Below are 25373 nucleotides of genomic sequence, written 5' to 3' on the forward strand. Positions count from 1 at the left end.
TGATACTTTATTATTTATTTGAAGTGTAGGTCGGCGCTGTCGTTCAAATTTTTTGCTTTTTCACGCTGACAACTCAACAACAATTGAGGTGCAACCATGCAAACTTTCCAGAGTGTAGAGGCGAGGAATAACGTAAAGATTTGTGGTTCAGGAAGTACCATCATTATGTTGGCACACGGCTTCGGCTGTGATCAAAAAATGTGGCGGCATCTACTACCTTACCTCGATGATAAATATACAGTGATACTGTTTGACTATGTTGGATGTGGCGCCTCTGACTTTGCAGCCTACGACAAGGTCCGTTACTCTTCGCTAACTGGCTACGCTCAGGACGTACTTGATATTTGTGAGGCGTTGAACTTAACTAAGGTCAATTTTATCGGTCATTCAGTAAGTAGCATGATTGGCATGCACGCTGCCATTCAGTCTCCAGATACCTTCTCAAAACTCACAATGATATGCCCTTCTCCTTGTTTTCTGAATTTTCCACCTGATTATGAAGGCGGTTTTGAGAAAGAAGATTTGGAGGAGTTAATTAACCTCATGGATAAAAACTATGTGGGATGGGCAAATTATTTGGCGCCTTTAGTAATGGGTCAAGATAGTGATGCCAACTTAACTCAGGAGCTTGAAACGAGTTTTTGTTCTACTGATCCTAAGTATGCTAAGCCTTTTGCTAAAGCCACGTTTTTTGCTGACGACAGAGCGCTACTTTCTAAACTTACCCTTCCCACACTTATTTTGCAGAGCAAACACGACAATCTAGCCTCAACAGCTGTCGGTAACTATATGAATCAAATAATTCCAAATGCTCAGCTTGAAATCGTTGATGCCCATGGGCATTGTTTACATATGACGAACCCATTGACTGTCTCTTCAATCGTGCAGGAGTTTGTCAGTTGAATGAGTGGAAGGAGGAAGATTTTCCCTGTTTATTATTAAAATCTGATATTGAAACGACGAAAATAACATGGCTAAACCCATTTGCTTATTCCTTCCTTGGTTTAACACGCCCTGTTGAAGCTAAAATAGCTAGTATCCTATCGAAAGCGAGCTTAATATTTTATGAAAGCTACATAAAGCCGATAATTCTCGCTAATGGAAAATATTTAGAGGTTCAAATAACGTTGATTTCTGATGCGGGAAGACGTGTTCCCGCCGTAGCGAATTTAACGGTTACAGACAACATCGTTTACTGGGCTATTTACGTAGCGCAGGAAAGAGATAAGCTCTATCAGGAACTATTGGAAGCCAGAGACCTCCTTGAAAGAAAGACGGAAGAGTTAACTGCAGTGAGTCGCAAAGACTCTCTGACCCCCTTACTTAATCGTCGGGCCGCTAAAGAGGACATCAATGCTTTGATAGCCCAATCGTCACGCGCCTTCTTTCCGCTATCTTTCTTGTTGTTAGATATCGATTTTTTTAAAAACATCAACGACTCCTTTGGTCACGAAGTCGGCGATAGGGTACTTATTGACCTATCAAAAGTTATTCTTGAGCAGGTGCGCGAGACAGACGTCGTAGCGAGGTGGGGAGGAGAAGAGTTTTTGATTGTACTCTACAACGCGACGTTCGAATCTATTAAATGTTTTAGTGAAAGACTGCATAGCGCTATTAGTACTATTTTATTGCCCGATGGAAGGCCCATAACCGTGAGTATAGGTGCATCGGTGTTAGATAAAGACGGATTAGCGCAATCTGATGTGATTGCGTCTCAATTGCTAAAAGCGGATAAGGCGCTGTATTCAGCAAAGGAAAATCAAAAAGGGCACACAAGGATAATTGACGAGTCTGGTGGGTTTAGCGTTGTCTGAATCGCTGTAGCAAAATACTTCCCTTATGAATGTAAAACTAAAAGATTTTATTTAAACAGGTAATAACTAAAAAAGGGAGCATTAAGCTCCCTTAATGGCAAAACCTCGCAACTATTTAGGCGGCATGCGTAAACCGCCGTCTAAGCGGATTGTCTCACCATTCAAGTAACTGTTGTTCGCCATATGGATAACTAACTTAGCAAATTCTTCTGGTAGCCCAAGGCGCTTAGGAAATTGAACGTTAGCAGAAAGGGCGTCTTGCACCTTTTCTGGCATTGCAAGCAGCATTGGCGTACCCATTACACCCGGCGCTATGGTATTTACGCGAATGCCTAAGGGGGCTAAATCTCTAGCCATTGGTAAAGTAAGGCCAATAATTCCGCCTTTACTAGCGGCATAGGCAGTTTGACCTATTTGACCTTCGTAGCCTGCGACTGAAGCTGTATTTATAATAAGACCACGTTCGCCTTCTTCATTTATCGGCGACTGTTTAGCCATCGTAGCTGCCACTAAGCGAGAAACATTAAAGCTTCCTACTAAGTTGATATCGATAGTTTTCTGAAAATCGCTAAGCGGAGCAGGGTTGCCTTCTTTATCAAGTAAACGTTTTGCAGGGGCGATCCCTGCGCAGTTAACCACTAAAGAAATGGCGCCAAACCTAGCGATTGTCGCGTCTATAGCCGCTTGAACAGAGGCTTCATCGCGAACATCGGTTTTGGTGAAAAGCGTGTTGTCGTTACCTAATTCTTCAACGCGTTGAGCGCCAAGTTCCTCATTTAGGTCAAAAAGGCTGACGTTGGCACCCGCTTCGCGAAGCGCAACAGCAGTAGCGTGACCAAGTCCAGAGCAACCGCCAGTAACAACGGCGGTAAGATTGTTTAGCGTCATAGTTTTCCCTTAAACCCTATTTGTTCACTGTTATTAACGTGATGTTAACGGGAAGTAAGGAGAAAAACTACGGTGCCGAGAGGGATCGGCACCTTTTATTCAGTTATGTTGCTGCTATTTTGGCAACTGAATTTTACAGTCTTCGCTTTGGCGATAGATAATTAGCGTGTGACCAATTACCTGAAGCTTAACCGAGTTGGTTTCACGTACAATAGCGTCCATGATAAGCGCTTTCTCTTCGCGATCATCGGTCGGAACCTTAACTTTAATTAATTCATGGTGACCAAGCGCGTTGTCAATTTCCGCAACCACACCTTCTGTCAGGCCGTTCCCACCTAGCTGCACAACAGGTTTTAACGGGTGTGCAAGACCTTTTAGGAATTGTTTCTGTTTATTTGAAAGTTTCATCTAGTAATATTTCTTACAATTAATCTGTTAGTTTATGCTTGAAATAACGTATTCTAACGCCATCTTCTCTACAATCCTAATGACATTGTACTGGAATGACAAAAAAGAAACACTCCGCCAGCAGTAAACGCTGGTTACAAGAACACGTCAACGACCATTATGTGCAAAAAGCAAATAAGGAAGGTTGGCGCTCGCGAGCTATCTATAAACTGGAAGAAATCCAGAAAAAAGATAAGCTTATAAAGCAAGGAATGACGCTTGTAGACCTTGGTGCTGCACCAGGGGGCTGGTCTCAGCTAGCTGCTCAGCTTGTTGGCGACAATGGTCAAGTTATCGCGTGCGATATTTTGCCCATGGACCCAATAGTTGGCGTAGACTTTTTACAAGGTGATTTCAGAGAGGACGCGGTTCTCGACGCACTATTGAACAGAATCGGTGGGAACACCGTAGATATTGTGTTGTCTGATATGGCACCGAACCTCGCAGGTAATGCTTCGGTTGATCAATCTCGCTCTATGTATCTTTGCGAACTAGCGCTAGATATGTGTCACCAAGTCCTAAAACCTGGTGGTTCTTTCGTCATTAAGGTGTTCCAAGGTGAGGGGTTTGTTGAGTTCATGAACGCACTTAAACAATCTTTCACAACCATTAAGACACGTAAGCCTGACTCGTCCAGATCACGTTCTCGTGAGGTGTATTTGGTGGCTTGTGGGTATAAAGTGTAGTACGCTTTGGGTTAAGCGGTTTTCGTTGCGAGTTGTGTCGTTTATTCAATAATCAACTTGTTGGATATACAAGCAATTCGGGTTTATAGAGGTTAGTAGCATTGAGCGATATGGCAAAAAATTTAATCTTATGGTTAGTCATCGCCGTTGTTTTAATGTCGGTTTTCCAGAGCTTTTCACCGAGTGAATCGTCTCGTTCGCAAACTGACTACACAACGTTTTTGAGAGAAGCAGAACAGGGAAATATTCGAGAAGTTCGCATCAACAATAGTGGCGAAATTCGAGGTACTAAGCGTTCAGGCGAAACTTTCCAAACATTCGTACCTTACTTCGATGACAAGTTAGTATCTGACTTGGTTAAGAACGACGTAAGAGTGTACGGTGAACCACCAGAAGAGCAGTCTCTTCTGACGTCTATTTTTATCTCATGGTTCCCCATGTTACTGCTTATTGGTGTATGGATTTTCTTCATGCGTCAAATGCAGGGTGGCGGCGGCCGTGGTGCTATGTCATTCGGTAAAAGCAAAGCTCGCTTGCTTGGTGAAGACCAAATTAAGACAACATTTGCTGACGTAGCAGGCTGTGATGAAGCGAAAGAAGATGTATCTGAATTGGTAGACTTCCTGCGCGACCCGTCTAAGTTCCAAAAGCTAGGTGGTAAAATTCCGAAGGGCGTACTTATGGTAGGTCCTCCTGGTACAGGTAAAACGTTGCTTGCAAAAGCTATCGCGGGTGAAGCAAAAGTACCATTCTTTACTATCTCTGGTTCTGATTTCGTTGAAATGTTTGTGGGTGTAGGTGCATCTCGTGTGCGTGACATGTTCGAACAAGCGAAGAAAGCGGCGCCTTGTATCATCTTTATCGATGAAATCGATGCGGTAGGCCGTCAACGTGGTGCTGGTCTAGGCGGTGGTCACGACGAACGTGAGCAAACCCTTAACCAGATGCTTGTTGAAATGGACGGCTTCGAAGGTCATGAAGGTATTATCGTTATTGCGGCAACTAACCGTCCTGACGTACTAGATCCTGCGCTTCTTCGCCCTGGTCGTTTTGACCGTCAAGTAGTGGTTGGTCTTCCTGACATCCGCGGCCGTGAACAAATTCTTAAAGTTCATATTCGCAAAGTGCCAGTGGCTGATAACGTAGAACCGTCAGTTATCGCTCGCGGTACACCAGGATTCTCAGGTGCTGACCTTGCTAACCTAGTAAACGAAGCTGCATTGTTCGCTGCTCGCGGCAACAAGCGCCTTGTTTCTATGGAAGAGTTTGAGAAAGCGAAAGACAAAATCATGATGGGCTCTGAGCGTAAGTCTATGGTGATGTCTGAACCTGAAAAAGAAATGACAGCGTATCACGAAGCGGGTCACGCTATTGTAGGTCGCTTAGTGCCAGAGCACGATCCTGTATACAAAGTATCAATCATTCCACGCGGTCGCGCGCTGGGTGTGACTATGTACTTACCAGAACAAGATCGAGTGAGCCACTCTAAACAGCATTTAGAAAGTATGATTTCTAGCTTGTTTGGTGGGCGTATTGCTGAAGCCATCATTTATGGTGACGACAAAGTAACCACGGGTGCATCTAACGACATCGAACGCGCAACAGAAATTGCACGTAAGATGGTGACCCAATGGGGCTTGTCGAGCAAAATGGGCCCAATGCTTTATGCTGAAGACGAAGGTGAAGTGTTCCTAGGCAAGTCTATGTCTAAGGCAACAAACATGTCTGATGACACAGCACGTGCCATTGATGCGGAAATTAAGTCACTGATTGACCGCAACTACGAGCGCGCTCAAAAGATCCTTGAAGACAACATCGATATTTTACATTCAATGAAAGACGCACTGATGAAGTACGAAACCATTGATGCTAAGCAAATTGATGATCTGATGAACCGCACTGACGTTCGTCCTCCAGCTGACTGGGATGACAGCAAACCATCGGGTGGCGATAAACCAAGTGGTGGTGCGCCGGTTCGTGAAGGTGAAATTAAAAATGACGGCGTAGATAAACCGTCGGTAGGTAAGCCGGGCGATATTCCAAGCTAAGCTTCTACACTCATTTTAAAAAACGCCAGTTTAACTGGCGTTTTTTATTAGAGCAGTTTGATTTTATTCTAGCTGTTAGTTTACGGTTTTAGGTACGTTTCATTACTAATCCAGCAGGTTAAAATCAGTTTGCTTTAAAGCTTCATCTCTCAACATTTTTTCTGTCTAAGAAATACGGTAATTTCAAAACAAAGATAATGCAGGTAATTCATGCAGTTTGGTAAGTACTTCATAGATCTGTCACAGCCTCAGGTAATGGGCATTTTAAATGTTACGCCTGATTCATTTTCTGACGGTGGCAAGCACGCAAATGTATCTCAAGCCCTTGACCATGCGCTTCGTATGATTGATGAAGGCGCAACCTTTATTGATATAGGTGGTGAATCGACAAGGCCGGGCGCCCCCGATGTATCGCTGCAAGAAGAACTTGATCGCACGATACCCGTTATTGAAGCCGTATCTAAAAATACCGCGTGTGTTATTTCTATTGATACCAGCAAGGCTGACGTTATGCGTGAAGCGGTGAAAGCTGGCGCGGGGCTAATCAACGATGTACGCGCTTTACAAGAGCCTGGCGCATTGCAAGTAGCGGCTGAAGCACAAGTACCTGTTTGTTTAATGCATATGCAGGGGCAACCCAGGACCATGCAGCAAAGCCCTGAGTATGACGATGTAGTGAATGATGTGGGCCAGTTTCTACTCGCCCGTAGCAATGCGTGTGAAGAAGCGGGCATTGCTAAAGACAAGATTTTGTTTGACCCTGGCTACGGTTTCGGAAAGTCACTGGAACACAATTATACGCTGGTGAAACACTTGCCATCGCTTATGAAGCTGGGTTTCCCGGTGTTAGTAGGCATGTCTCGCAAGTCGATGATCGGCAATTTGCTAAATAGAAAAGTGGATGAGCGCTTGGCGGGAAGCATAAGCCTCGCTACAATTGTCGCCCAAATGGGCGCACAGATAATTCGCGTTCACGACGTGAAAGAAACAGCTGATGCTGTCAATATCGTGAAAATGCTGAATTCAGTAAAATAAGGAATAATAATGACGCAGCGCAAATATTTCGGCACCGACGGTATCCGCGGAAAGGTAGGCGAGAGCAATATCAACCCAGAGTTTGTTACAAAGCTGGGGTGGGCAGCAGGTAAGGTTCTTGCCGGACGAGGGACGAACAAAGTACTTATTGGTAAAGACACGCGTATTTCTGGCTACATGCTAGAGTCGTCTTTAGAGGCTGGTTTATCAGCTGCTGGTATTAATATCGGCTTGCTAGGCCCCATGCCAACGCCAGCCATTGCTTATCTCACCAAAACATTTCGCTCAGAAGCAGGGATAGTGATTAGTGCGTCACATAATCCGTTTTATGATAACGGCATTAAATTTTTCTCAGCGCAAGGCTTTAAGCTTGATGATGATATCGAGTTAGCGATTGAAGATATGCTTGAGCGCCCAATGACATGTGTGGCATCTGATAAGCTGGGTAAGGCTACGCGTATAAACGACGCTGCGGGTCGTTACATTGAGTTTTGTAAGGGGACATTCCCTTCAGAGTTATCGCTGACAGATCTAAAAATTGTAGTGGACTGCGCACATGGCGCAACGTATCACATTGCCCCCAATGTATTGAGAGAGTTAGGTGCTACGGTTATTGAACTTGGTACAGCGCCGAACGGTTTAAATATTAACGACGGTGTGGGCGCAACGTCAATGGATGCGATTGTTGAAAAGGTTAAGGAGACCGGCGCTGACCTTGGCTTTGCCCTAGACGGTGATGGCGATCGTATTATGATGGTAGACCATTTAGGTAACGTGTTAGATGGTGACCAGATTGTTTACATCATTGCCCGCGACGCGCTTAAGAACGGCAAGATGCAGGGTGGTGTCGTTGGCACGTTGATGAGTAATTTAGGCCTTGAAAATGCGTTGTCAAAGCTTGGTGTTCCTTTCGCAAGAAGTAATGTTGGCGACCGTTATGTGATGGAGCTGCTACAGCAAAAAGGCTGGTCTATTGGCGGTGAAAACTCGGGTCATGTTCTCAATCTTAATATGAGCTCTACGGGAGACGGTATTGTAGCTGGGCTTCAGGTGCTTGCCGCAATGCTTCGTTCGCACATGGACTTACACGACTTAGCAAGTGGCTTTGAAATGTACCCGCAAACGCTAGTTAACGTACGATACGCTAATCAAGAAGTGGATTATTTAGCACACAGCAATGTGCAAAATGCTAAGAAAGAGGCTGAGTCTGCGTTAGGTAAAACGGGCAGGGTACTTCTACGTAAAAGTGGTACTGAGCCGTTAATTCGTGTGATGGTTGAGTCGAATGACGAAAGCCAATCTCACAAATGGGCAGAGCATATTGCTGAAACTGTTCGTAATCTCGCCAATTAGTTGGCGTAGCAGGAAATTTTGCTTTTTGTGCTTGTATCTTCTCAATTAAATAGTTAATATCACGCCCGCTTTGAAGACAGGGCTAAGGTCTGCGTTGTGAGTAAAAATCTTAGAAAGCCATTTGTGGCTGGCAACTGGAAAATGAACGGAAATTTGGCATTAGTTGCTGAATTTAATCAAAAGCTGGCGAATGTAAAAGCTGATTCGGAAATCGTAATATGCGCTCCTTCACTTCTTTTACACGCATTTGAAACCCATTCGTTTGACATTGGTGCTCAAAACGTAAGTCATCTAAATAACGGCGCTCACACCGGTGAGTTGTCAGTTGAAATGCTTAGAGAAGCAGGTTGCGGTTACGCAATTGTTGGGCATTCAGAAAGACGAGAAGACCAAGGCGAGTCAAGCGAACTTGTTGCATTAAAGGCAAAGCAATGTGTTTCTTCAGGTGTCGTACCCATCATTTGTGTAGGTGAGCCACTTGAAGTGAGAGAAGCAGGTAATGTTGAATCGTTTGTTGGCGAGCAACTAGATGCACTAGTTAGCGCCATGTCGGTAGACGAACTCAGCAAAACTGTTATTGCATACGAGCCGATTTGGGCAATTGGTACTGGTAAAACAGCCAGCCCTGAGCAAGCACAAGAAGTACACGAATTTATTCGCGGCTACTTTAATAAAGTAGACGCACAATTGGCTCAAGGCCTTCGTATTTTGTACGGTGGTAGTGTTAAGCCAGATAATGCTGAAACCCTATTTGCACAGAAAGATGTAGATGGCGGTTTAATTGGCGGAGCCAGTTTAAAAGCTGAAGATTTTATTTCAATTTGCCAAGCGGCAAACTGACGAGGTATTTATGATTTACGAAGTGCTATTAGTAGCATACCTAATTGTAGCGCTATTACTTATTGGATTTGTATTGATCCAACAAGGTAAAGGTGCAGATATGGGCGCTTCATTTGGCTCAGGCGGTTCAAACACTGTTTTCGGTTCATCAGGTTCAGGTAACTTCATGACTCGTACGACCGCTATATTAGCAGGCTTGTTCTTCTTAATTAGCCTTTCTTTGGGTGCAATGACTGCAAACCGTGAAAGCGCAGAAGATGAGTGGAACAACCTAGAAGTTCCAGCGGCAGTAGAAGAGCCAGTAGAATTACCAGCTGATCAAGACGTACCAGTTATTGAAGATGCAGCTCAAAGTGATGTTCCTGTTGTTGAAAGCGATGTAACAGACGTACCAAAGTCTGACGACGCTGAAGGTTCAAACTAACAAAGTTTTCGCGGAAGTGGTGGAATTGGTAGACACGCCATCTTGAGGGGGTGGTGAGCATAGCTCGTGCGGGTTCAAGTCCCGCTTTCCGCACCAATTAAAGAAAAAGGCCAGCAAAATTGCTGGCCTTTTTCTATTTGGCTTTTTGAAAGCAAGAACACGCAGCCAACAAAACAACTGTTGACCTTGATATAATTGTAACAAAGCGTTAAAAACTAAAAATTACAGGGTGTTATATCTGTTCGTATCTTTATTATTCAGCTATTCTTTTAGCTGGTCATCGTTTTACGCATCTTAAAATTTAGTCTATTCTTCACGGGGCACTAGAGTGCAAAAAACACTAAGTCAGAGTTTATTTCAAACCTTACTGATAGGTATTGTAATAGCATCACTTCTGATTATTGGCGCTGTCTGGCGTTCAGCCAACACCCTAGTAGTTCAAAATATTGATCACGACATTCTCTTGGCTGAAAAAGTATTTGATAAAGTCGTTGCCGACAGGCAAGCCGTTATCAGAAGCGTTTCAAAAGTTCTGTCTCGGTCTTTCGACTTTAGACGCGCTGTGGGCACTGGAAACATACCCTCTATAGAAGCCGCTTTTACAAGCTACGCAGAACGCTTAAATACAAACATCATTGCGTTAGTTAGTTTAGATCACACAGTAGTTGCAACCCATAGCGATTTATTTGAGCCTGGCCAAAACGTAGAAAGTAGCTTATCACTTGTAGCTAAAGGTCAAGACAGTGGCTTTTTTGTTGTTAACAACAACTTGGTGCAGCTAAATCTAATTCGGGTAGAAATTCCAACGCTCAGATATTACATGCTTATTGGTGTTGATTTTGATAGCGATTTATTAAACGAGTTAAAACAACTTGTAGATGCTGAAATTATCATTTCAGAAGCAGGTTCAAATAAGGTTATAAAGGCAACGTTAGATGAGGGAGACGCTCAGCGAATACTTTCATCTGAACGCGACCCCTCTTGGGTAGATGTCACTTTCAAGAACGAGTTGACCTATTTTGCGCGACAGGTAAGTATCGGCTCTGAGCAGGACTTGCCTATGGCGATTACGCTAGCTGTAGATGTAACCTCTTCGTTTAATGCGTTTACTCGTATTCAATTAACCATATTAGCTTTTTGTTTGTTAGCAATACTCGTTGCTATGGGGCTTTCTCTGTTACTAGCACGAAATGTGAGTGAGCCTGTTTCTAAGTTAGTTAAAGCAGTTAATAAGGTGGCTTCGGGCTCCTATGGTGCGACACTTGAAGCGCCATCGAAACTCAAAGAAATTACTGAGCTTGCTAATGCTGTTGATAGTATGCAGGCGAGTATTAAGAGTCGTGAGAAGCATATACGCTATCAAGCAGAACACGATGTGTTAACGGGGCTTTTTAACCGCAACTATGTTGAAGGCTTTTTCGAATCCGAGCTCAAAGAAGGGCGGGCTGTTCAAGTGGTGGCTATTACCGTCATTGGGTTTCGAACTATTAATGACCTGTATGGCTATTCAAATGGCGACAATACGTTAAAAGCGTTAGCTGAGCGTTTACAGCGCTGGCCTGGCACGTCTGCGCGCCTTGCTGGCGGTGAGATTTTATATATATCGCAGGAATCTCTTAATGATGATCAGCTAGAAACGCTTAAGTACATACTTGAACAGCCTGTTGAGAGTAATTTAATCGCTATTCCCGTGAAAGTTGCTATGGCAATAATCGAATGCCCACAGGACGCACAGTCTTCTGAAGAACTTTTCAGAAAAATGAATATAGTCACCGATGAAGCGATTCATAGTGACAGTTGGTGTGTTCGCTATCGAACTGATTTGGAAGATAAATATAACCGCCGACTTGCTATTACAACAGAGTTAAAACGTGCTCTTGCCAGTCAGCAGAATGAACTGTCTATGGTTTACCAACCTAAAGTTGATTTAAGGACCATGAAAGTTTGTAGTATGGAAGCGTTAATTCGTTGGAACAACAGTGCACTTGGTTTTGTTCCTCCTGATGAGTTTATCACTATTGCTGAGCAAGCAGGATTGATTGAGCAGGTCACGACTTGGGTTATGCAGCAGACTATTGCAGATTTAGCTTATTTCAGAGCTAAAGGATATGGATTTACTGTGGCAATGAACCTCTCGACTCAAGACATACAAAACAAAGTATTGCTGCGTAAGCTTGTTGCTTTGCTCACGCAAGAGGGGCTCTCCCCTGAGGCGCTGGAACTTGAAATTACTGAAAGTGACTTGGTTGCCGACGCATCGCTTGCCATAGAGAACCTAAATGAGCTAACAGCCCGTGGATTTCATTTTGCGATAGATGATTTCGGCACGGGCTACTCTTCATTGGCATACTTAAAGAATCTACCAGTCAAAACAATCAAGATAGATAAAAGCTTTATTCTTGCTTTAGCAAGCGACGAGAACGATCAACAAATAGTTCACACCGTGCTTAGTTTAGCAAGTGTCTTTAATTTAAAAGTGGTTGCAGAAGGTGTAGAAGATGTTGCTTCGCTAGAAATCTTGAAAGAGTGGGGGTGTGATATCGCGCAAGGTTATTTCATCAGTCGACCTCTTAATCGTCCAGACCTAGAAGATTGGCTGCAAAATACACCTTTCGGTGAATAGCTTTATTATTACAAAAAATTTATATTTTTGGAGTCAATGGGATGCTCAATCGTTTAACAACGCTGACATGGCATTTAAAATGCAAACAACCATTATGAAGCGTGAAAATCGCTCCGCAGGCTGAACACTTTCACCAAAGTGTGAGTTTTTTGCCTACTGAGTTGTGAAATTACTTCAAAAACAAGGAATTTACTATGGACATCATTCGTATACTTTTATCAATTTTACTTCCACCGCTAGGCGTATTTTTACAGGTCGGTATCGGCGCACATTTTTGGATCAATATTCTATTGACTATTCTTGGCTATTTCCCAGGTGTAATTCACGCGGTTTACATCATCGCTAAAAAGTAGGCACCTAAAGGCTTTTGTAAGTCGTTATAGGTGACAGAGCAATAAAGTATTAAATATGCAAAAGCCAACTTCAATAGCTGGCTTTTTACTTTATGACGCGTTTCGGACTGAATATTATCGCCATGGATACCAAGGCTATGTTACGCCGTTAGTTTTTCGTCGTCTAACTCCTGTTTCATCTCTTTTTGATATTCATCAGCAAGTTTTGTTTTCTGGCGGTCATTAAGCACATTACCCGCAACCTGGAAGAACTCTTGTTCTTCGTCAGCAAGGTGATGTTCCACTTTTTCCTGAAGTGCTTTTAAATAACGTAACCATGCAGGTGAACTCATATCGGTGTCATCAAGCTTCGCAAGTAATTCATCAATCTCGTGATGCTCTGCAATACCATGGCGGGTCAAATCTACGGTGGCGTCTTTCTCTAAAAGATGAGAATAAAAGTGGCGCTCTTCAGCAATAGCATGACTCTCAAGCTGAGTCTTGAGCTCCTGATAATATTCACGGCGTGCAGCTGTATCTCCACTTGTTTCAGCTAAAATTTTTAGCAATAAACGTTGTTTCTCATGGTCTTGGCGTAAAGCTTCAAAAATTTTCATAGGTGGTTCCTTATAAATACCTAAAAAGTTAATCACACCATGGGTAATGCTATTTTTGTTCCATGAATAAAAGGTCTGTTAGTTCATGATTTTTATAATAAAATTTGTACAACGATGGATGGGGAGATTACAGTAGGGTAGAGAAAACGCAAATTTTACAGGTTACTTACCGATAAATTCACGGCAGTTTTGTCGTGAATTTATCGAATGGAATATGTGGTAAACGTGCTACACGCCTTGTGCGACCATGGCGTCTGCAAGACGTCTAAACGCTGCGATGTTAGCGCCTTTCATATAGTCGATATAATCGTTTTCATCGCCTACACCTTGACCTTCTGTAACACAGCGCTGATGAATGTTTTCCATAATAGCGTATAACTGGTCATCAAGTATGTTCGCATTACGCTGGTTGAACATGGCGTTTTGGCTCATTTCTAAACCTGACAAGGCGACACCACCCGCATTAGATGCCTTTCCAGGCACATAAACAATTTTGGCCTCTAAGAAATGGGCCTGCGCCTCATTTGCACAAGGCATGTTCGCACCCTCTAAAACCATCTTACAGCCGTTATCTAATAATAACTTGGCATCCGCTTCAAGCAGTTCATTTTGCGTTGCACAAGGTAAAGCAATATCACATTTTAAATGCCACGGCTTTTTATCGGCTATCCATTTGCCCATGTTTTTATCAGCCATGTCCACAAGGATATTATCTCGGTTATTGTGGTTCTTAATCGCCCATTTTAATGCCGTATCCGATAATCCTTCTTCAACATGCAGAAGCCCCCGGCTATTTGACAGCGAAATTACCTTTCCGCCTTTCTCTACCGCCTTGAGCGCCGCGTGAAGCGCTACGTTTCCTGCACCAGATACTGCAATAGTATTGCCTTCAATGTGAGAATTTCGTTGTTTACAAACCGCTTCTAAAAAGTAGATTAAGCCAAAACCTGTGGCTTCAGTGCGCACATAACTTCCACCAAACTCTAAACCCTTGCCCGTTAACACACCTTCGAACCTATTGTTTAACCTACGGTATTCACCATAGAGATAACCTATTTCTCTAGCGCCTACGTTAATATCACCAGCAGGTACATCGGTGTTCGCGCCTATGTGTCGTTGCAATTCACGCATGAATGCTTGGCAAAACAACATAATGTCTCGGTCTGACCGTCCTTTGGGGTTAAAGTCAGAGCCACCTTTTCCGCCACCCATGGGCAAGCCAGTAAGTGCATTCTTAAAACACTGCTCAAAGGCAAGAAACTTAAGTACTGAAAGGTTTACGGTAGGATGAAAACGTAAACCTCCCTTGTATGGGCCCATTGCTGAATTGTGCTGCACACGCCACCCTTGGTTCACTTCAATTATGCCTTCGCTGTTCATCCACGAAACGGTAAAGTAGATAATGCGCTCTGGCATGCAAATGCGCCTTACAATATCAAATGCCTTGTAGTCTTCATTCGCATTGTAGATAGGAATGATATCTTTCAGTACTTCATGTACCGCTTGTAAATACTCGACCTCATTAGAAAACTTATCGTTCAAAAAGTCATAGATTTCTTCAAAGTTACTTTTTTGAGCCATGTACTATTTAATCCTTTTCTTCAAAATTAGTGAGTACGGTAAGACTGCGTGGGCATGTTTCTATGACGAGTTTATCGCCCTCGTAAATTTCACCGTCTACAGCGTATGCGGTAGGTTTGTCGAATGTTAACGTTATACGTGCTGCGCGTTCATGGCGTATTGAATCTGATTGTTTTTTTGCTTCTGCCGGGCTTAACACCAGTTCCGCTAGAGAAGCGAACTGTCTATCAGAACTTGGTTGTGGCAATAGCCAAGTTAAATCAAGCTTACCATCGGTTATATCTGGCGGCTCAGCACCTTGTGCAAGTGCGGTAGTCATTGGCGCCGCGTTTGCTATAACAAAGCTTGGTGTTTCTAATGTCTCGACAGGTAGATCATCCATAGCTACCTCAAAAGTCATATTTTCGTTATTTGAAATAGCATTCCAAAGCCCTTTTAAGTAAGCAAACTGACCGCCCATGTTTTTTTCTTCTCTGTCAGCAGCAGAGATCATTTGTTCTTCAAAACCAACAGCTGCAACTAAAAGCATAACGTTGTCGTTACACCGCGCCGTATCAATAGAGAGCGTGTTACCCTTTATTATGATGTCGCAGGCGGTACTTATGGGGGTGACTTTACTGATGTATCCGTGAAGTACTTGGCTTAATGCGTTAGCGGTACCAAAGGGAATGATTCCCATGGTAATGTCGGTATTCACCAACGCAGAGGCTACCTCCGTTAATGTACCATCACCGCCACATGCAACAACAATATGGGCACCATCTTGCTTAGCTTGTTCAGCGAGTGCCTTGCCATCTATATCTGGCGTGGTTTCCTTAACAGTGACTTTGAACTTCTCGTTAAGTCTAGAAAGCACTTCGTCTCGGTATTGAGACCACTTACCACCACCTGCGACGGGATTAACAATAAGCGTTAGCTTTTTCTGTAGTGACAGCAAGCCGCCATCTCTTACTTTTTGAAGTGATGCTAACTGACGTTTATTGAGCCTTGCAGTTTGGCGTATTTTGTTAATTTGACTTAAAGCTTCATCCACTGTCAGTTTTGGGTTTTTCGCCAATAAAAAAGCGGCAACGACTAATACAGAGCGGCCACGCCCTAGCGCGCAATGTACTACTACATTTTTACCTTCAGATATCTGCTGATTTAGCCAATTGATTGCGAGTACCAGTTGCTCTGGTGTCGGGCTGGTATGGTCAAGTACAGGTACGTTTAAATAGCGAAAGTCTTCCTGATAGGCAGTCCAGTCCAAGCCGTCAAACTCTGCGGTTACATCTAAGATTGCTTCAATACCGCTTTCGTTTAGCAGGCCCACATGCTTGCTAGACATTCGGCACGCAAGAAATAGGTTGGGCTCAATTTTTTGTAGTGGGGGGACTTTATCGGTTCTGCGTGCATATTCATTGTAAAGCCACGAACCCAGCAGGAAAGGGACAAAAATCCAGCGAGTATAAAAGGGGATCGACCCATCTTCGCGTTTGCGAAACAAGCTTGGGATATTAAGTAAGTAAGCGCTGCTAACCGCGATTAGCGAAAACGCAGTCCAACCAAATACCACTTTTAGCAAAACCATTGGCACAGTTAGCGTTAGCGCTAACGCCATTAATGCGCCGAGTACGTAATACTTCACCATTTTCACGATTAACACATCCTTTGTAAGTGAGAAAAGCAAACACTTTAGGCATATGTATACTGGCGTAGGTTTGTTTTCGTTTACTTTTTGTATCGCGTTATTTGAACTATCACTTAGCAGTAAACGTATGCGTTGGTATAGAAAATATGAGCTTTTGCGATGAAAAATACTGCAGTAATAAAAGTTGCTAATTTTGCTTGGTTCCAAGGAATTTGGTGGCTAGTCATTTTGTATCAAAATAGCGCTGTGATACCGGTACTGGCGTTAATTGGATTGTGGCTTTGGGTTTCCCCTAAGCGTATATCAGATATTAAGTTGATGAGCGCTGTATTTTTACTCGGCACTGTAATTGACGCATTGTTGACGCTTACAGGCCTATTCATTTTTAATCAGTCAGAGGTGTTGGTAAGCTTTTGGCCAATTCCCATCTGGCTTAGTCTTCTTTGGGCTGCGTTTGCAGGTACTGTGTATCACAGTTTAACCGCCTTTAATGACCGAATGGTCATTGCATCAATTGCCGGAGCAATCTTCGCCCCACTTAGCTATATCGCGGGTGCCAAGTTTGGCGCTGTTGAGTTAGGTGCCAGTATGACGCTTTCTTATATTTATATCGCTTTAGTGTGGAGCGTAATTTTTCCACTGTGTTTTTATTTATCCAATCGGTTTGAGGTAAAGCAAGCTCAAACGTAAATGCAAGGAGTGTATTGGCATGACGAAAAACGTATTAGTGACAGGCGGCAATAGAGGTATAGGTCTAGAAATAGTGAAGGGAATGCTTTCCAAGGGCTACAAAGTGCTAATGGGTTGCCGTGATGAAGAGTCAGGCCTAGAGGTCAAAAAAGATATTGTAGGAGGTGACCTACATGTTATTGAAATGCCGCTTGATAATGAGACTGCCATCGTTGATGCTTTCGTTCGCGCTGAAGCAGTTTTTGGCCCAATTGATATCCTTATAAATAATGCGGGGGTACTAGACGATACCTCATGGCAGGATGTGAATGCTGAAAGCTTAGCCAAATCTATGCAAATTAATGTTAATGCGCCATTAACGTTAATTCAGCAAACGCTACCACAAATGATTGAACGCGGCTTTGGGCGCATCATTAACGTAAGTTCAAGCTACGGAAGTTTCGCTGAAGGATTAAAAGGCCCGTTGAGTTACGCCATATCTAAAGCTGCAATTAACGCCCTTACCGTTAAAATGGCAGCCGTTGTCGATGAAGCAGCTGACGGCAAACAGATTGATGTAACGGTAAACAGTATGACGCCAGGCTGGGTACATACCCGAATGGGGGGCAGCGACGCGCCTAAAACTCCCGAAGAAGGTGCAGATACAGCAATATGGCTTGCAACGATGGAAGCAGGCGGCCCGCATGGTCAGTTCTTAAAAGATAGAGAGCCGATTGAGTGGTAATGTAATGGTAGCCTAATACACATAAGCGCAAGACTACCGCTACTTCTTGGCTTTCTAAGGGTATAGGTTGTAGGCTTTTTATCGTAACGACTAAAGTGAGAATCGTTCTCTTAAAAAGCGAGCGATTCCATCTTCATCGTGATGTCCGATAACTGAAGTTGCAGCATCTTTAACATAAGGTTTTGCGTTTGAAGGTGCATAAGCCTCATCAGCAAGCTTAAACATACTTAGGTCATTATCGCTATCGCCAAACACAATGACATTGCTTGCATTCAATTGACTGCGCAGCAGTTCGACAGCACTCCCTTTGTTGGCAAGGTTGTGGTGAACATCCATCCAACGATACTCATCTCCTTCGATAGCGGGGCCTGAGTAAGCAATGAGCTCTTCGTGCATGTTCAGCTGTTTATACATGTCGTAAACAAGCGCAGCGTCGCCAATCATACTGATATTAGTAATATGTGCACTAGCAGGTAACGACTCGATTGACGCTAATCTAGCTTTCGTTCGTGAAAAGTATTTTTCGATTAAATCGAATTCCACTTGATGCTTCGGTGCTGAATGATAGATCACGTGTTCGTGGTCAGGACTGTCCATGTTTACCGTGTTAATAAACGGCGTGATATTGTTTTTAACCGCGTGGTCAATAATAAGATTGACTTCACTAGGGGCGAGCAAGTTTTCCAGTGTTAGCGCATTTCCGCTTGGATCCCATATAGCTACGCCATTATTGTAAATATGCGGAAGTACAAAAGATTGACCCTGCAAAACAAATTGCGCAGAGTGCATAGTGCGACCTGTTGCAACGGTGAAGGCAATATCCTTTTCGCTAAGTAAATCCAACGTTTCTTTTGTAAACGCAGAAATTTCTGAAGACTTATTTAATAATGTCCCGTCTAAATCAAAAAATATCAAATCCATACAGTTGGTGCCTAGTTTTTAAATAACGCCGACCAAACGCTAAAGGGCAATACCCACCACATTTGGTATGTTGCCCTTTAGCGCTTTTAAATGCGGCTGACTTCATCAATAAGTTATAGACACCTTATCATATTCTCTGTTTAAGCAGTGTTTCATATCATGTAATTAATCTTACTAGCGAATGGATTCAACCACTTTGTCGGTGTGCTGCCTCAATAACTGCGACACCTTCGACGATGACTGTGATTTTTCAAGGTTGATCACAAGTGCTACTTTACCAAACCTAACCGCATGTCTAACGGTCTGAATAACTTGATTTCTGTCTGGGCGTAGACCAATTAAACCCGCAATAAATAACCCAATGAATATACCTGGGCTAATCAGTGCTATATAGGTAAATAATGGGTTTTGCTGAGTAAGCGCAGGTCCAAATAGTGTTAATAAAAATGCCGTGACAAGGCCAACAACAAGACCAACTGATCCTAGCAATAAGTGCGACGACCACATACTTTTGCCAATGGATGCACTATTGCGTTCAAGCTTTTCGCTCATATTTGGGTCGCCCGCTTCGATAATCTCTATCTGAGACGCTTCAACCGACGTTTCTTCTTGTACAATTTCTAATACTTCTTGCACTTTTCTTTTTGAAGGGAACACAGCCGCCACTTGCAACTCACCGTTTGATACAACGTTGGCTCTTAAATTCACATGTTCGTTGCCACTGGCGTTATCAGAGTTAGTACTGTTCGGATTTTCAATGGTCATTTTTACATCCTCGACTTCTTACTTGGACTCTATGAATTGATTCGTTTCACTTGTAAGTCATAACGAGTGGCTGGTTATACCAGCACTGAACATACAGGTAACTCGATCGCTAATGTCTTAGATATTCAAGTTGCATTCCGGCGAACAAGTATCGGTGCTCATACTTTAGTTCGAGTTATGGATGCATTGGGTTTATATTGTTGTTTTTAATATGAATTTTAAAAATGTTAAATATGATTTAGTTAGTGAAAAAGTAACTTAGGTAGGTACTTCAAACACATAAGGTAAGGTTTATGGACTCTTACTGACTGGGTCAGTTACTTATACTGTGATTATTTTACACGGGGCGTGAAAAATCGTTATAGCCATGGAATCAGTACGTTAAATAGACATAAGGCTCAGAGGAAAGGCCACCTTTATGTTGTGATCATTTCTCGACGTAACTCTGTAAGTTTTAGTTATACATTTTGCTTTGGTTGTCGTTTTAGTTTTTTTACGGAAAGCGCAGCGAATCTGAGCGACCTTCGCATTACCTTAACAGAGAGTCTTACTTGAGGTTAAGGAAAGGAGCAACTACAAATGAAACGGACGAAAGGTTATTGCAACCTATACAGTGACGATAGCCACCTATCAATAAGGCGAATAGCTTGTGGGGACAAGCGGTTTTACTATCGTTACAGCAGTGGAAAAAAAGTAACGGGCGAGCGGGTGATTAAACGTATTAAGCAGCTTGTTATCCCCCCGAATTGGCAGAATACATTCGTAAGCCGTGATAGTAAGGCGAGTATTCAAGCCGTTGGCTATGACGAAAAGGGTCGTAAACAATATATCTACCACGACAAATGGCATGAGCAGCGGCAAAGAGAAAAGTTCGAGCGTTTGATTGCGTTCGGCAATGCACTTCCTGAGTTCCGAGAATACTGTCTTTCCTTAATTTCGCAGCCTTCATGGACTCAAGAAAAAGCGTGTGCGCTGGTGTGCCTATTGTTGGATTATACAGGTGCTAGAGTAGGCAATGCTCAATACAGCAAGGAAAATAACACGTACGGCTTAACCACACTGCGGCGCAAGCATGTTCAAGCCCAGTGCGAAGATAGTGTTGAGCTTGCCTACGTTGGAAAGCACGGTAAACCAAGGACGTTAAAGGTAAACGACCCTGAGCTTGCTACATTAGTTTGTGACTGCGCACAACAACAAGGTTATTGCTTATTTCGTTATCAAGATGAGCATAAACAATGGCACGACGTAACAAGTGAGGACGTCAATGCGTTTATACACTCTGAGTTAAGTGAGCAGTTCAGCTGTAAAGACTTTCGGACGTGGGCTTCTAGCCGGTTTGCATTAACTAACCTTCCGCATGTTTATGAGCAAGTGAATACTTCTAAAACTAAAAAGTGGGAGAGTACCTTAAGTAAAGTTGTAGCAGCAGAGTTGGGTAATACTCCTACTGTATGTCGAAAATATTATATTCATCCGAAACTATTTACTGTGAAAAATGACGAAAAGGCGTGTGAGAAGCTCATTAATCGGGTTCGCTCGCTTCATAGTGAAGATTGTACGCAACTTACCCATCTACTGCCTGTAGAAAAGCTTCTTTTGGATGTTATTTCGTCTGAGTACGCGTAACAAAGTATTTTTAATGAAAATGTTATAGCTGATAGTAAAGTTGCTGGTTTTCGCGACTTTTCAGCTAAAGTTAAATTGTTTCATAAATGACTTAGTGTTTTTAAAGTTATGAAAATTAAAGGTAATTTAGGATATTTTTAACTTAGTATACTGTGAAACATGGTTGGTGCTAATTTGAACATAAGTTCCTGTTAAACGATGTTGTTTAAAAATTGCACTTGAAATTTTCTGTCAGATCCTTATATTGTTAGAGCTCTAATGATTATTGTTCGATTTAATTATTTGCTTTTGAATCTGAATTAGCAAAGGTTGAATGGCGTTTTCATTTACGAGTTTTCGAAGAGCAATAGAGGAAATAACGAACGTTATGCCAATGGAAAGTTACCTATCACTTGCGGTGTATTTTATAGCGATGTTAGGGATAGGGTTGTTTGCTTACCGACAATCTACCAGTGATATATCTGGTTATATTCTGGGAGGGCGACAAGTCAGCCCTCAAGTAACCGCATTGTCTGCGGGTGCGTCTGACATGTCAGGTTGGATGCTAATGGGCTTACCAGGTGCAATGTACTTAACCGGTTTCGATGCGGTTTACATTGCAATAGGGTTGGTTGCAGGTGCGTTAGCAAATTATTTATTAGTAGCACCGAAACTTCGTGTTTATACCGAAGTTGCGAACGATTCGTTGACTGTGCCTGAGTTTTTTGCCAAGCGCTTTAATTCGCCTAACTCAAGCTTACGCATTGTTTCAGCCGTGATTATCGTACTGTTTTTCACGCTATACACCTCTGCCGGGCTAGTTGCAGGTGGTAAGTTGTTTGAAAGCGCGTTTTCGGTCGATTATCAGTTGGGTTTATTTATTACGCTGGGTGTCGTGGTGTCTTATACGTTACTTGGTGGTTTTTTGGCAGTAAGCCTTACGGATTTTGTACAAGGGTGCATTATGTTCGTGGCGCTTGTGCTGGTTCCAATTGTTGCGTTTACCGAGTTCGATAGTGTGTCGCAAATGACAAGCGCCGCTTATCAATCTGTACCGAATTTTTCTGAATCGTTAGAAACGCTAACGATTGTAGGGTTGCTATCGAGTTTAGGTTGGGGCTTAGGTTACTTTGGACAGCCTCACATTATTGTTCGCTTTATGGCAATTCGTTCTGTTAAAGCCATTGGAACGGCAAGAAACATTGGCATGTCGTGGATGACAGTGACAATTATTGGTGCATTAGCAACTGGTTTTGTGGGTATTGCTTACGCTAACCAGTTTGGTCTTGCAGTTGACGACCCAGAGACGATATTCATTATCTTCTCACAGTTGCTGTTTCACCCACTTATCAGTGGATTTTTAATGGCCGCTATTTTAGCCGCCATAATGAGTACAATTTCGTCGCAGCTATTAGTTAGCGCAAGTTCGTTAACAGAAGATATTTACCGAGTAATGGTAAATAAAAAGTCTTCAGAAAAATCGTTAAGCGAAAAGCAAACGGTAACAATTGGCCGATATGGTGTTGCAGGTGTGGCTGTAGTTGCATTGCTGTTGGCTATGGATGCGTCGAATACAATTTTATCTTTAGTAAGTAACGCTTGGGCCGGTTTTGGCGCAGCATTTGGTCCGCTAGTACTGTTTTGTCTGTATAAAAAGGACCTGACAGCGAAAGCGGCAATGGCGGGCATGATTAGTGGTGCGGTAACCGTACTGTTTTGGATTTATGCACCCGTTTTAGCTGGCGGTAAGACGTTAAGCAGCGTTATTTATGAAATTATTCCAGGGTTTGCGGTAAGTACGTTAACGCTATATATGGTAAGTCGCTTTAGCGAAGACCCATCGTCGAACGTGCAAAAAACGTTTGTGCAAGCCAGTGAAGAATTAGCGAATCAACAATCTTAAGGTTAAAAAGTTTATTATGAGTCATCCTAATTGGAAACGTGTAGTCATCAAAGTAGGTAGTGCACTAATATCGCCCAACCAGCGAGGTTGTAGCAGTCATTACCTTTTGAGCATTGCGCAATTTATCGTACGTTGCAGAGCTAACGGTACACAAGTGGTGCTTGTGTCATCGGGTTCTGTCGCGGCAGGTGCGCACCTGTTTCCTGAGCAAGAAAAGTCAGATATTGCGGTAAAGAAAGCCATGGCAGCAGCGGGTCAAACCGAGATGATTGCCACGTGGGATAGACTGTTTGATTTCCCGTCTGCCCAGATGCTACTTACTCATGCTGACTTAAGAGACAGGGAGCGTTACGTAAGTATTCGTGAAACCATATTCAGTTTGTTAGACAACAATATTCTGCCTATCGTAAATGAAAACGATACTGTGACTACTGACAAGTTGAAGGTTGGTGATAACGATAATTTATCGGCCATGGTGGCGTCGGCGGCTGAAGCTGATGCACTTATCATCTGTTCAGACATTGATGGGCTTTACGACAAAAACCCACATGAACATGACGACGCAAAACTGCTCAAATCGGTTGATACCATCGATCAGAGCGTTTATGACATGGCCGGTGGTGCAGTTAAAGGCGGTGTTGGTACCGGCGGTATGCGCACGAAAATTGAAGCGGCCGAGAAAGCTGTTTCGCATGGTATAGATACATATATTATTAACGGCTTTACTGAACTGTCGTTTAATATGCTGCTAGCAGGTGAAAACCCAGGCACGCATTTCAAACCTCACGCCAAGCCAATGCAGGAAAATGTGCATTGGATGCGCCATACGTCAAACGCGCAGGGCGAGGTGATAGTAGAAGGGGACTTTGATGCCTCTTTGGCTGGCGACGCAGAGCAACTGACAAGTAGCGAAATAATTGACGTGAAAGGTGAGTTCTCGGTAGGTGATACCATTTTAGTACGGAAAGAAGACGGCACTAAATTGGTAAAAGCCAAGTCAAATTACAGTAGCTGTTTACTGAATTTTATTGCGAATCAGGAAAGTGAAGAATTTGCCCACGAGTTTGAGGAAAAAACAGGGCCGATTATTTCTGATCAGCACATAGCAAATCTGGAGAAAGAATGAGTATTATTACAGAGTTAGCACAACAGGCGAAAAAAGCTGCACGTACACTGGCAATCCTTAGTGAAAGCCAGAAAAACGCGGTGTTAACTGATATGGCCGCGGCAATTCGTGCAAACAAAAGCAAAATTATTGAAGTAAACGAAAAGGAAGTAGCGCGCGCTAAAGAAAATAATCTAGATGCTGCCATGGTAGACCGCTTAATCCTTGATGATGAGCGCATCGAGTCGATGGCTGAAGGCATTGAGGTTATCGTTGAGCTTGACGATCCGGTAGGCAAAGAGCGTGTTATTGGTACTCGTCCCAACGGAATCGAAATTAAGAAAATGCGTATACCGCTAGGCGTTGTATGTATGATTTATGAAGCACGACCTAATGTTACTGCTGACGCAGGTGCGCTGTGTTTCAAATCGGGCAACGCCGTAATATTACGTGGTGGTAAAGAGGCTCTTGATACAAGTTTAGCTATTGCTGAACTTATGCAGGACGTGCTTGAAAAGCATAACTTGCCCAAAGCATTAGTCACGGTTGTACCAAATCCAGACCGCGCATTAATGCAAGAGCTTATGGAACAACGTGACTACATTGACGTAATTATTCCTCGTGGTGGTGAAGGTCTTATCAACTATGTGACTGACAACGCAAAGGTACCGGTGATTCAGCACTTTAAAGGTGTGTGCCACCTTTATGTAGATAAGGATGCTGATTTAGACAAAGCCATGGCCATACTCCTAAACGGTAAAACCCAGCGCACAGGCGTATGTAATGCGTTGGAAGGTCTGGTTGTACACCAAGCCGTTGCTGGTGATTTCTTACCCAAAGTGGCTGACGCTTTTAAAGAAAAAGGCGTTAAAGTTCACGTTAATGAAAAAGGTAGCCAGTACTTTGATGGCGCAGACGTCATTGCAGAAGACGCATACGGTGAAGAGTACCTAGGTTTAGAAATCGCAATTCGCGTAGTTGATGACTTTGAAGGTGCAGTAGACCATATTGCGCAGTTCGGTAGTAATCACACCGAAGTTATCGTTACCGAAGATGCTGAAAAAGGTAAGCTTTTCCAACGTGCGGTAGATGCAAGTGTGGTAATGGTTAATGCTTCTTCACGCTTCTCTGACGGTAGCCAATTAGGCCTTGGCGCAGAAATTGGTATTGCTACAACCAAGCTGCATGCTTACGGTCCAATGGGCTTAGAGTCGTTGACTTCTGAGAAATACCTGGTGAACGGTGAAGGCCAAATTCGCGACTAAATAATAGTGGTTGCAACTGGTCGGCATTGTGCCGCAGGTTTACATGCTTCATAATAAATAGCGCTGACATTCGTCGG

General features: G+C 43.1%; 23 protein-coding genes and 1 tRNA gene. 17 read left to right on the top strand and 7 right to left on the bottom strand.

Features of this window, described 5'->3' with window-relative positions:
- Window positions 1–96 precede the first annotated feature (96 nt).
- Window positions 97–903: an alpha/beta fold hydrolase gene (locus AC27KT_RS07480; protein WP_487128721.1), complete on the top strand. Its 807-nt coding sequence runs from the start codon at window positions 97–99 to the stop codon at window positions 901–903.
- A complete protein-coding gene (locus tag AC27KT_RS07485; protein ID WP_487128723.1) occupies window positions 900–1814 on the top strand; it encodes a GGDEF domain-containing protein in 915 nt (304 codons plus the stop codon). The genes AC27KT_RS07480 and AC27KT_RS07485 overlap by 4 nt, the downstream gene beginning before the upstream one ends.
- 111 nt (window positions 1815–1925) lie before the next feature.
- Here AC27KT_RS07485 and AC27KT_RS07490 read toward each other — a convergent pair whose 3' ends face one another.
- Both AC27KT_RS07490 and yhbY read right to left on the bottom strand, forming a co-directional pair.
- On the bottom strand, window positions 1926–2702 hold the full coding sequence (locus AC27KT_RS07490; RefSeq protein WP_487128725.1) for a 3-hydroxyacyl-CoA dehydrogenase: 777 nt from the start codon (window positions 2700–2702) through the stop codon (window positions 1926–1928).
- Window positions 2703–2816: 114 nt separating this feature from the next.
- Window positions 2817–3110 carry a ribosome assembly RNA-binding protein YhbY gene (gene yhbY, locus AC27KT_RS07495; protein ID WP_039220582.1) on the bottom strand — a complete coding sequence of 98 codons (294 nt, stop codon included), beginning with the start codon at window positions 3108–3110 and terminating at the stop codon, window positions 2817–2819.
- A gap of 95 nt (window positions 3111–3205) precedes the next feature.
- Here yhbY and rlmE point away from each other — a divergent pair, with 95 nt between their 5' ends.
- The 9 genes from rlmE to AC27KT_RS07540 all read left to right on the top strand — a co-directional run bounded on the left by rlmE (window position 3206) and on the right by AC27KT_RS07540 (window position 12511).
- A complete protein-coding gene (gene rlmE, locus AC27KT_RS07500) occupies window positions 3206–3835 on the top strand; it encodes a 23S rRNA (uridine(2552)-2'-O)-methyltransferase RlmE (protein WP_487128727.1) in 630 nt (209 codons plus the stop codon).
- Between the two features lie 101 nt (window positions 3836–3936).
- A complete protein-coding gene (gene ftsH, locus AC27KT_RS07505; protein WP_014949365.1) occupies window positions 3937–5883 on the top strand; it encodes an ATP-dependent zinc metalloprotease FtsH in 1947 nt (648 codons plus the stop codon).
- 210 nt (window positions 5884–6093) lie between these two features.
- Window positions 6094–6918 carry a dihydropteroate synthase gene (folP, locus tag AC27KT_RS07510; RefSeq protein ID WP_487128730.1) on the top strand — a complete coding sequence of 275 codons (825 nt, stop codon included), beginning with the start codon at window positions 6094–6096 and terminating at the stop codon, window positions 6916–6918.
- Between the two features lie 9 nt (window positions 6919–6927).
- On the top strand, window positions 6928–8271 hold the full coding sequence (gene glmM, locus AC27KT_RS07515; protein ID WP_014949367.1) for a phosphoglucosamine mutase: 1344 nt from the start codon (window positions 6928–6930) through the stop codon (window positions 8269–8271).
- A 96-nt stretch (window positions 8272–8367) separates the two neighbouring features.
- Window positions 8368–9111, top strand: a complete 744-nt coding sequence (gene tpiA / locus AC27KT_RS07520) for a triose-phosphate isomerase (protein ID WP_487128732.1) — start codon at window positions 8368–8370, stop codon at window positions 9109–9111.
- 10 nt (window positions 9112–9121) lie between these two features.
- Complete coding sequence (gene secG, locus AC27KT_RS07525; RefSeq protein ID WP_039232721.1) at window positions 9122–9535, top strand: preprotein translocase subunit SecG; 414 nt, start codon at window positions 9122–9124, stop codon at window positions 9533–9535.
- A gap of 10 nt (window positions 9536–9545) precedes the next feature.
- Window positions 9546–9631, top strand: a tRNA-Leu gene (locus AC27KT_RS07530).
- 232 nt (window positions 9632–9863) lie between these two features.
- Window positions 9864–12158: an EAL domain-containing protein gene (locus AC27KT_RS07535; RefSeq protein ID WP_487128734.1), complete on the top strand. Its 2295-nt coding sequence runs from the start codon at window positions 9864–9866 to the stop codon at window positions 12156–12158.
- Window positions 12159–12352: 194 nt separating this feature from the next.
- Window positions 12353–12511, top strand: a complete 159-nt coding sequence (locus tag AC27KT_RS07540) for a YqaE/Pmp3 family membrane protein (RefSeq protein WP_014949371.1) — start codon at window positions 12353–12355, stop codon at window positions 12509–12511.
- 140 nt (window positions 12512–12651) lie between these two features.
- Here the strand turns inward: AC27KT_RS07540 and AC27KT_RS07545 are convergent, their stop codons facing one another.
- The 3 genes from AC27KT_RS07545 to AC27KT_RS07555 form a co-directional block, all read right to left on the bottom strand.
- The gene (locus tag AC27KT_RS07545; RefSeq protein ID WP_487128737.1) at window positions 12652–13107 is read right to left on the bottom strand and encodes a hemerythrin domain-containing protein; all 456 of its coding nucleotides are present in this window, start codon (window positions 13105–13107) and stop codon (window positions 12652–12654) included.
- Between the two features lie 228 nt (window positions 13108–13335).
- Window positions 13336–14688 carry an NADP-specific glutamate dehydrogenase gene (gene gdhA / locus AC27KT_RS07550; RefSeq protein WP_487128739.1) on the bottom strand — a complete coding sequence of 451 codons (1353 nt, stop codon included), beginning with the start codon at window positions 14686–14688 and terminating at the stop codon, window positions 13336–13338.
- 7 nt (window positions 14689–14695) lie between these two features.
- Window positions 14696–16324 carry a diacylglycerol kinase family protein gene (locus AC27KT_RS07555; RefSeq protein ID WP_487128741.1) on the bottom strand — a complete coding sequence of 543 codons (1629 nt, stop codon included), beginning with the start codon at window positions 16322–16324 and terminating at the stop codon, window positions 14696–14698.
- Between the two features lie 153 nt (window positions 16325–16477).
- Between AC27KT_RS07555 and AC27KT_RS07560 the strand changes: the two genes are divergently transcribed.
- Complete coding sequence (locus tag AC27KT_RS07560; RefSeq protein ID WP_487128743.1) at window positions 16478–17008, top strand: DUF2878 domain-containing protein; 531 nt, start codon at window positions 16478–16480, stop codon at window positions 17006–17008.
- 19 nt (window positions 17009–17027) lie between these two features.
- Window positions 17028–17732 (top strand): SDR family NAD(P)-dependent oxidoreductase, encoded by a 705-nt coding sequence (locus AC27KT_RS07565; RefSeq protein ID WP_487128745.1) that lies wholly within the window; start codon window positions 17028–17030, stop codon window positions 17730–17732.
- A gap of 90 nt (window positions 17733–17822) precedes the next feature.
- Here the strand turns inward: AC27KT_RS07565 and AC27KT_RS07570 are convergent, their stop codons facing one another.
- Entirely contained in the window at window positions 17823–18653 is an 831-nt protein-coding gene (locus AC27KT_RS07570) for an HAD family hydrolase (protein WP_487128747.1), read from the bottom strand.
- Between the two features lie 174 nt (window positions 18654–18827).
- Window positions 18828–19418 (bottom strand): hypothetical protein, encoded by a 591-nt coding sequence (locus AC27KT_RS07575; protein WP_487128749.1) that lies wholly within the window; start codon window positions 19416–19418, stop codon window positions 18828–18830.
- Between the two features lie 579 nt (window positions 19419–19997).
- Here AC27KT_RS07575 and AC27KT_RS07580 point away from each other — a divergent pair.
- From AC27KT_RS07580 to AC27KT_RS07595, 4 genes are all read left to right on the top strand, one after another.
- Window positions 19998–21044 carry a DNA topoisomerase IB gene (locus AC27KT_RS07580; protein WP_487128751.1) on the top strand — a complete coding sequence of 349 codons (1047 nt, stop codon included), beginning with the start codon at window positions 19998–20000 and terminating at the stop codon, window positions 21042–21044.
- A gap of 367 nt (window positions 21045–21411) precedes the next feature.
- Entirely contained in the window at window positions 21412–22926 is a 1515-nt protein-coding gene (gene putP / locus AC27KT_RS07585; protein WP_487129068.1) for a sodium/proline symporter PutP, read from the top strand.
- A 16-nt stretch (window positions 22927–22942) separates the two neighbouring features.
- Complete coding sequence (gene proB / locus AC27KT_RS07590; protein WP_487128753.1) at window positions 22943–24052, top strand: glutamate 5-kinase; 1110 nt, start codon at window positions 22943–22945, stop codon at window positions 24050–24052.
- Window positions 24049–25296 (top strand): glutamate-5-semialdehyde dehydrogenase, encoded by a 1248-nt coding sequence (locus tag AC27KT_RS07595; RefSeq protein ID WP_487128755.1) that lies wholly within the window; start codon window positions 24049–24051, stop codon window positions 25294–25296. The genes proB and AC27KT_RS07595 overlap by 4 nt, the downstream gene beginning before the upstream one ends.
- The last annotated feature ends 77 nt before the right edge of the window (window positions 25297–25373 follow it).

Source organism: Alteromonas sp. 5NW40-0090 (assembly GCF_057552975.1).

Coding starts and splice junctions, on each gene's coding strand:
- AC27KT_RS07480 (WP_487128721.1), top strand. CDS start 97: ATGCAAACTTTCCAGAGTGTAGAGGCGAGGAATAACGTAAAGATTTGT.
- AC27KT_RS07490 (WP_487128725.1), bottom strand. CDS start 2,702: ATGACGCTAAACAATCTTACCGCCGTTGTTACTGGCGGTTGCTCTGGA.
- yhbY (WP_039220582.1), bottom strand. CDS start 3,110: ATGAAACTTTCAAATAAACAGAAACAATTCCTAAAAGGTCTTGCACAC.
- rlmE (WP_487128727.1), top strand. CDS start 3,206: ATGACAAAAAAGAAACACTCCGCCAGCAGTAAACGCTGGTTACAAGAA.
- folP (WP_487128730.1), top strand. CDS start 6,094: ATGCAGTTTGGTAAGTACTTCATAGATCTGTCACAGCCTCAGGTAATG.
- glmM (WP_014949367.1), top strand. CDS start 6,928: ATGACGCAGCGCAAATATTTCGGCACCGACGGTATCCGCGGAAAGGTA.
- secG (WP_039232721.1), top strand. CDS start 9,122: ATGATTTACGAAGTGCTATTAGTAGCATACCTAATTGTAGCGCTATTA.
- AC27KT_RS07540 (WP_014949371.1), top strand. CDS start 12,353: ATGGACATCATTCGTATACTTTTATCAATTTTACTTCCACCGCTAGGC.
- AC27KT_RS07545 (WP_487128737.1), bottom strand. CDS start 13,107: ATGAAAATTTTTGAAGCTTTACGCCAAGACCATGAGAAACAACGTTTA.
- gdhA (WP_487128739.1), bottom strand. CDS start 14,688: ATGGCTCAAAAAAGTAACTTTGAAGAAATCTATGACTTTTTGAACGAT.
- AC27KT_RS07560 (WP_487128743.1), top strand. CDS start 16,478: ATGAAAAATACTGCAGTAATAAAAGTTGCTAATTTTGCTTGGTTCCAA.
- AC27KT_RS07565 (WP_487128745.1), top strand. CDS start 17,028: ATGACGAAAAACGTATTAGTGACAGGCGGCAATAGAGGTATAGGTCTA.
- AC27KT_RS07570 (WP_487128747.1), bottom strand. CDS start 18,653: ATGGATTTGATATTTTTTGATTTAGACGGGACATTATTAAATAAGTCT.
- AC27KT_RS07575 (WP_487128749.1), bottom strand. CDS start 19,418: ATGACCATTGAAAATCCGAACAGTACTAACTCTGATAACGCCAGTGGC.
- AC27KT_RS07580 (WP_487128751.1), top strand. CDS start 19,998: ATGAAACGGACGAAAGGTTATTGCAACCTATACAGTGACGATAGCCAC.
- putP (WP_487129068.1), top strand. CDS start 21,412: ATGCCAATGGAAAGTTACCTATCACTTGCGGTGTATTTTATAGCGATG.
- proB (WP_487128753.1), top strand. CDS start 22,943: ATGAGTCATCCTAATTGGAAACGTGTAGTCATCAAAGTAGGTAGTGCA.
- AC27KT_RS07595 (WP_487128755.1), top strand. CDS start 24,049: ATGAGTATTATTACAGAGTTAGCACAACAGGCGAAAAAAGCTGCACGT.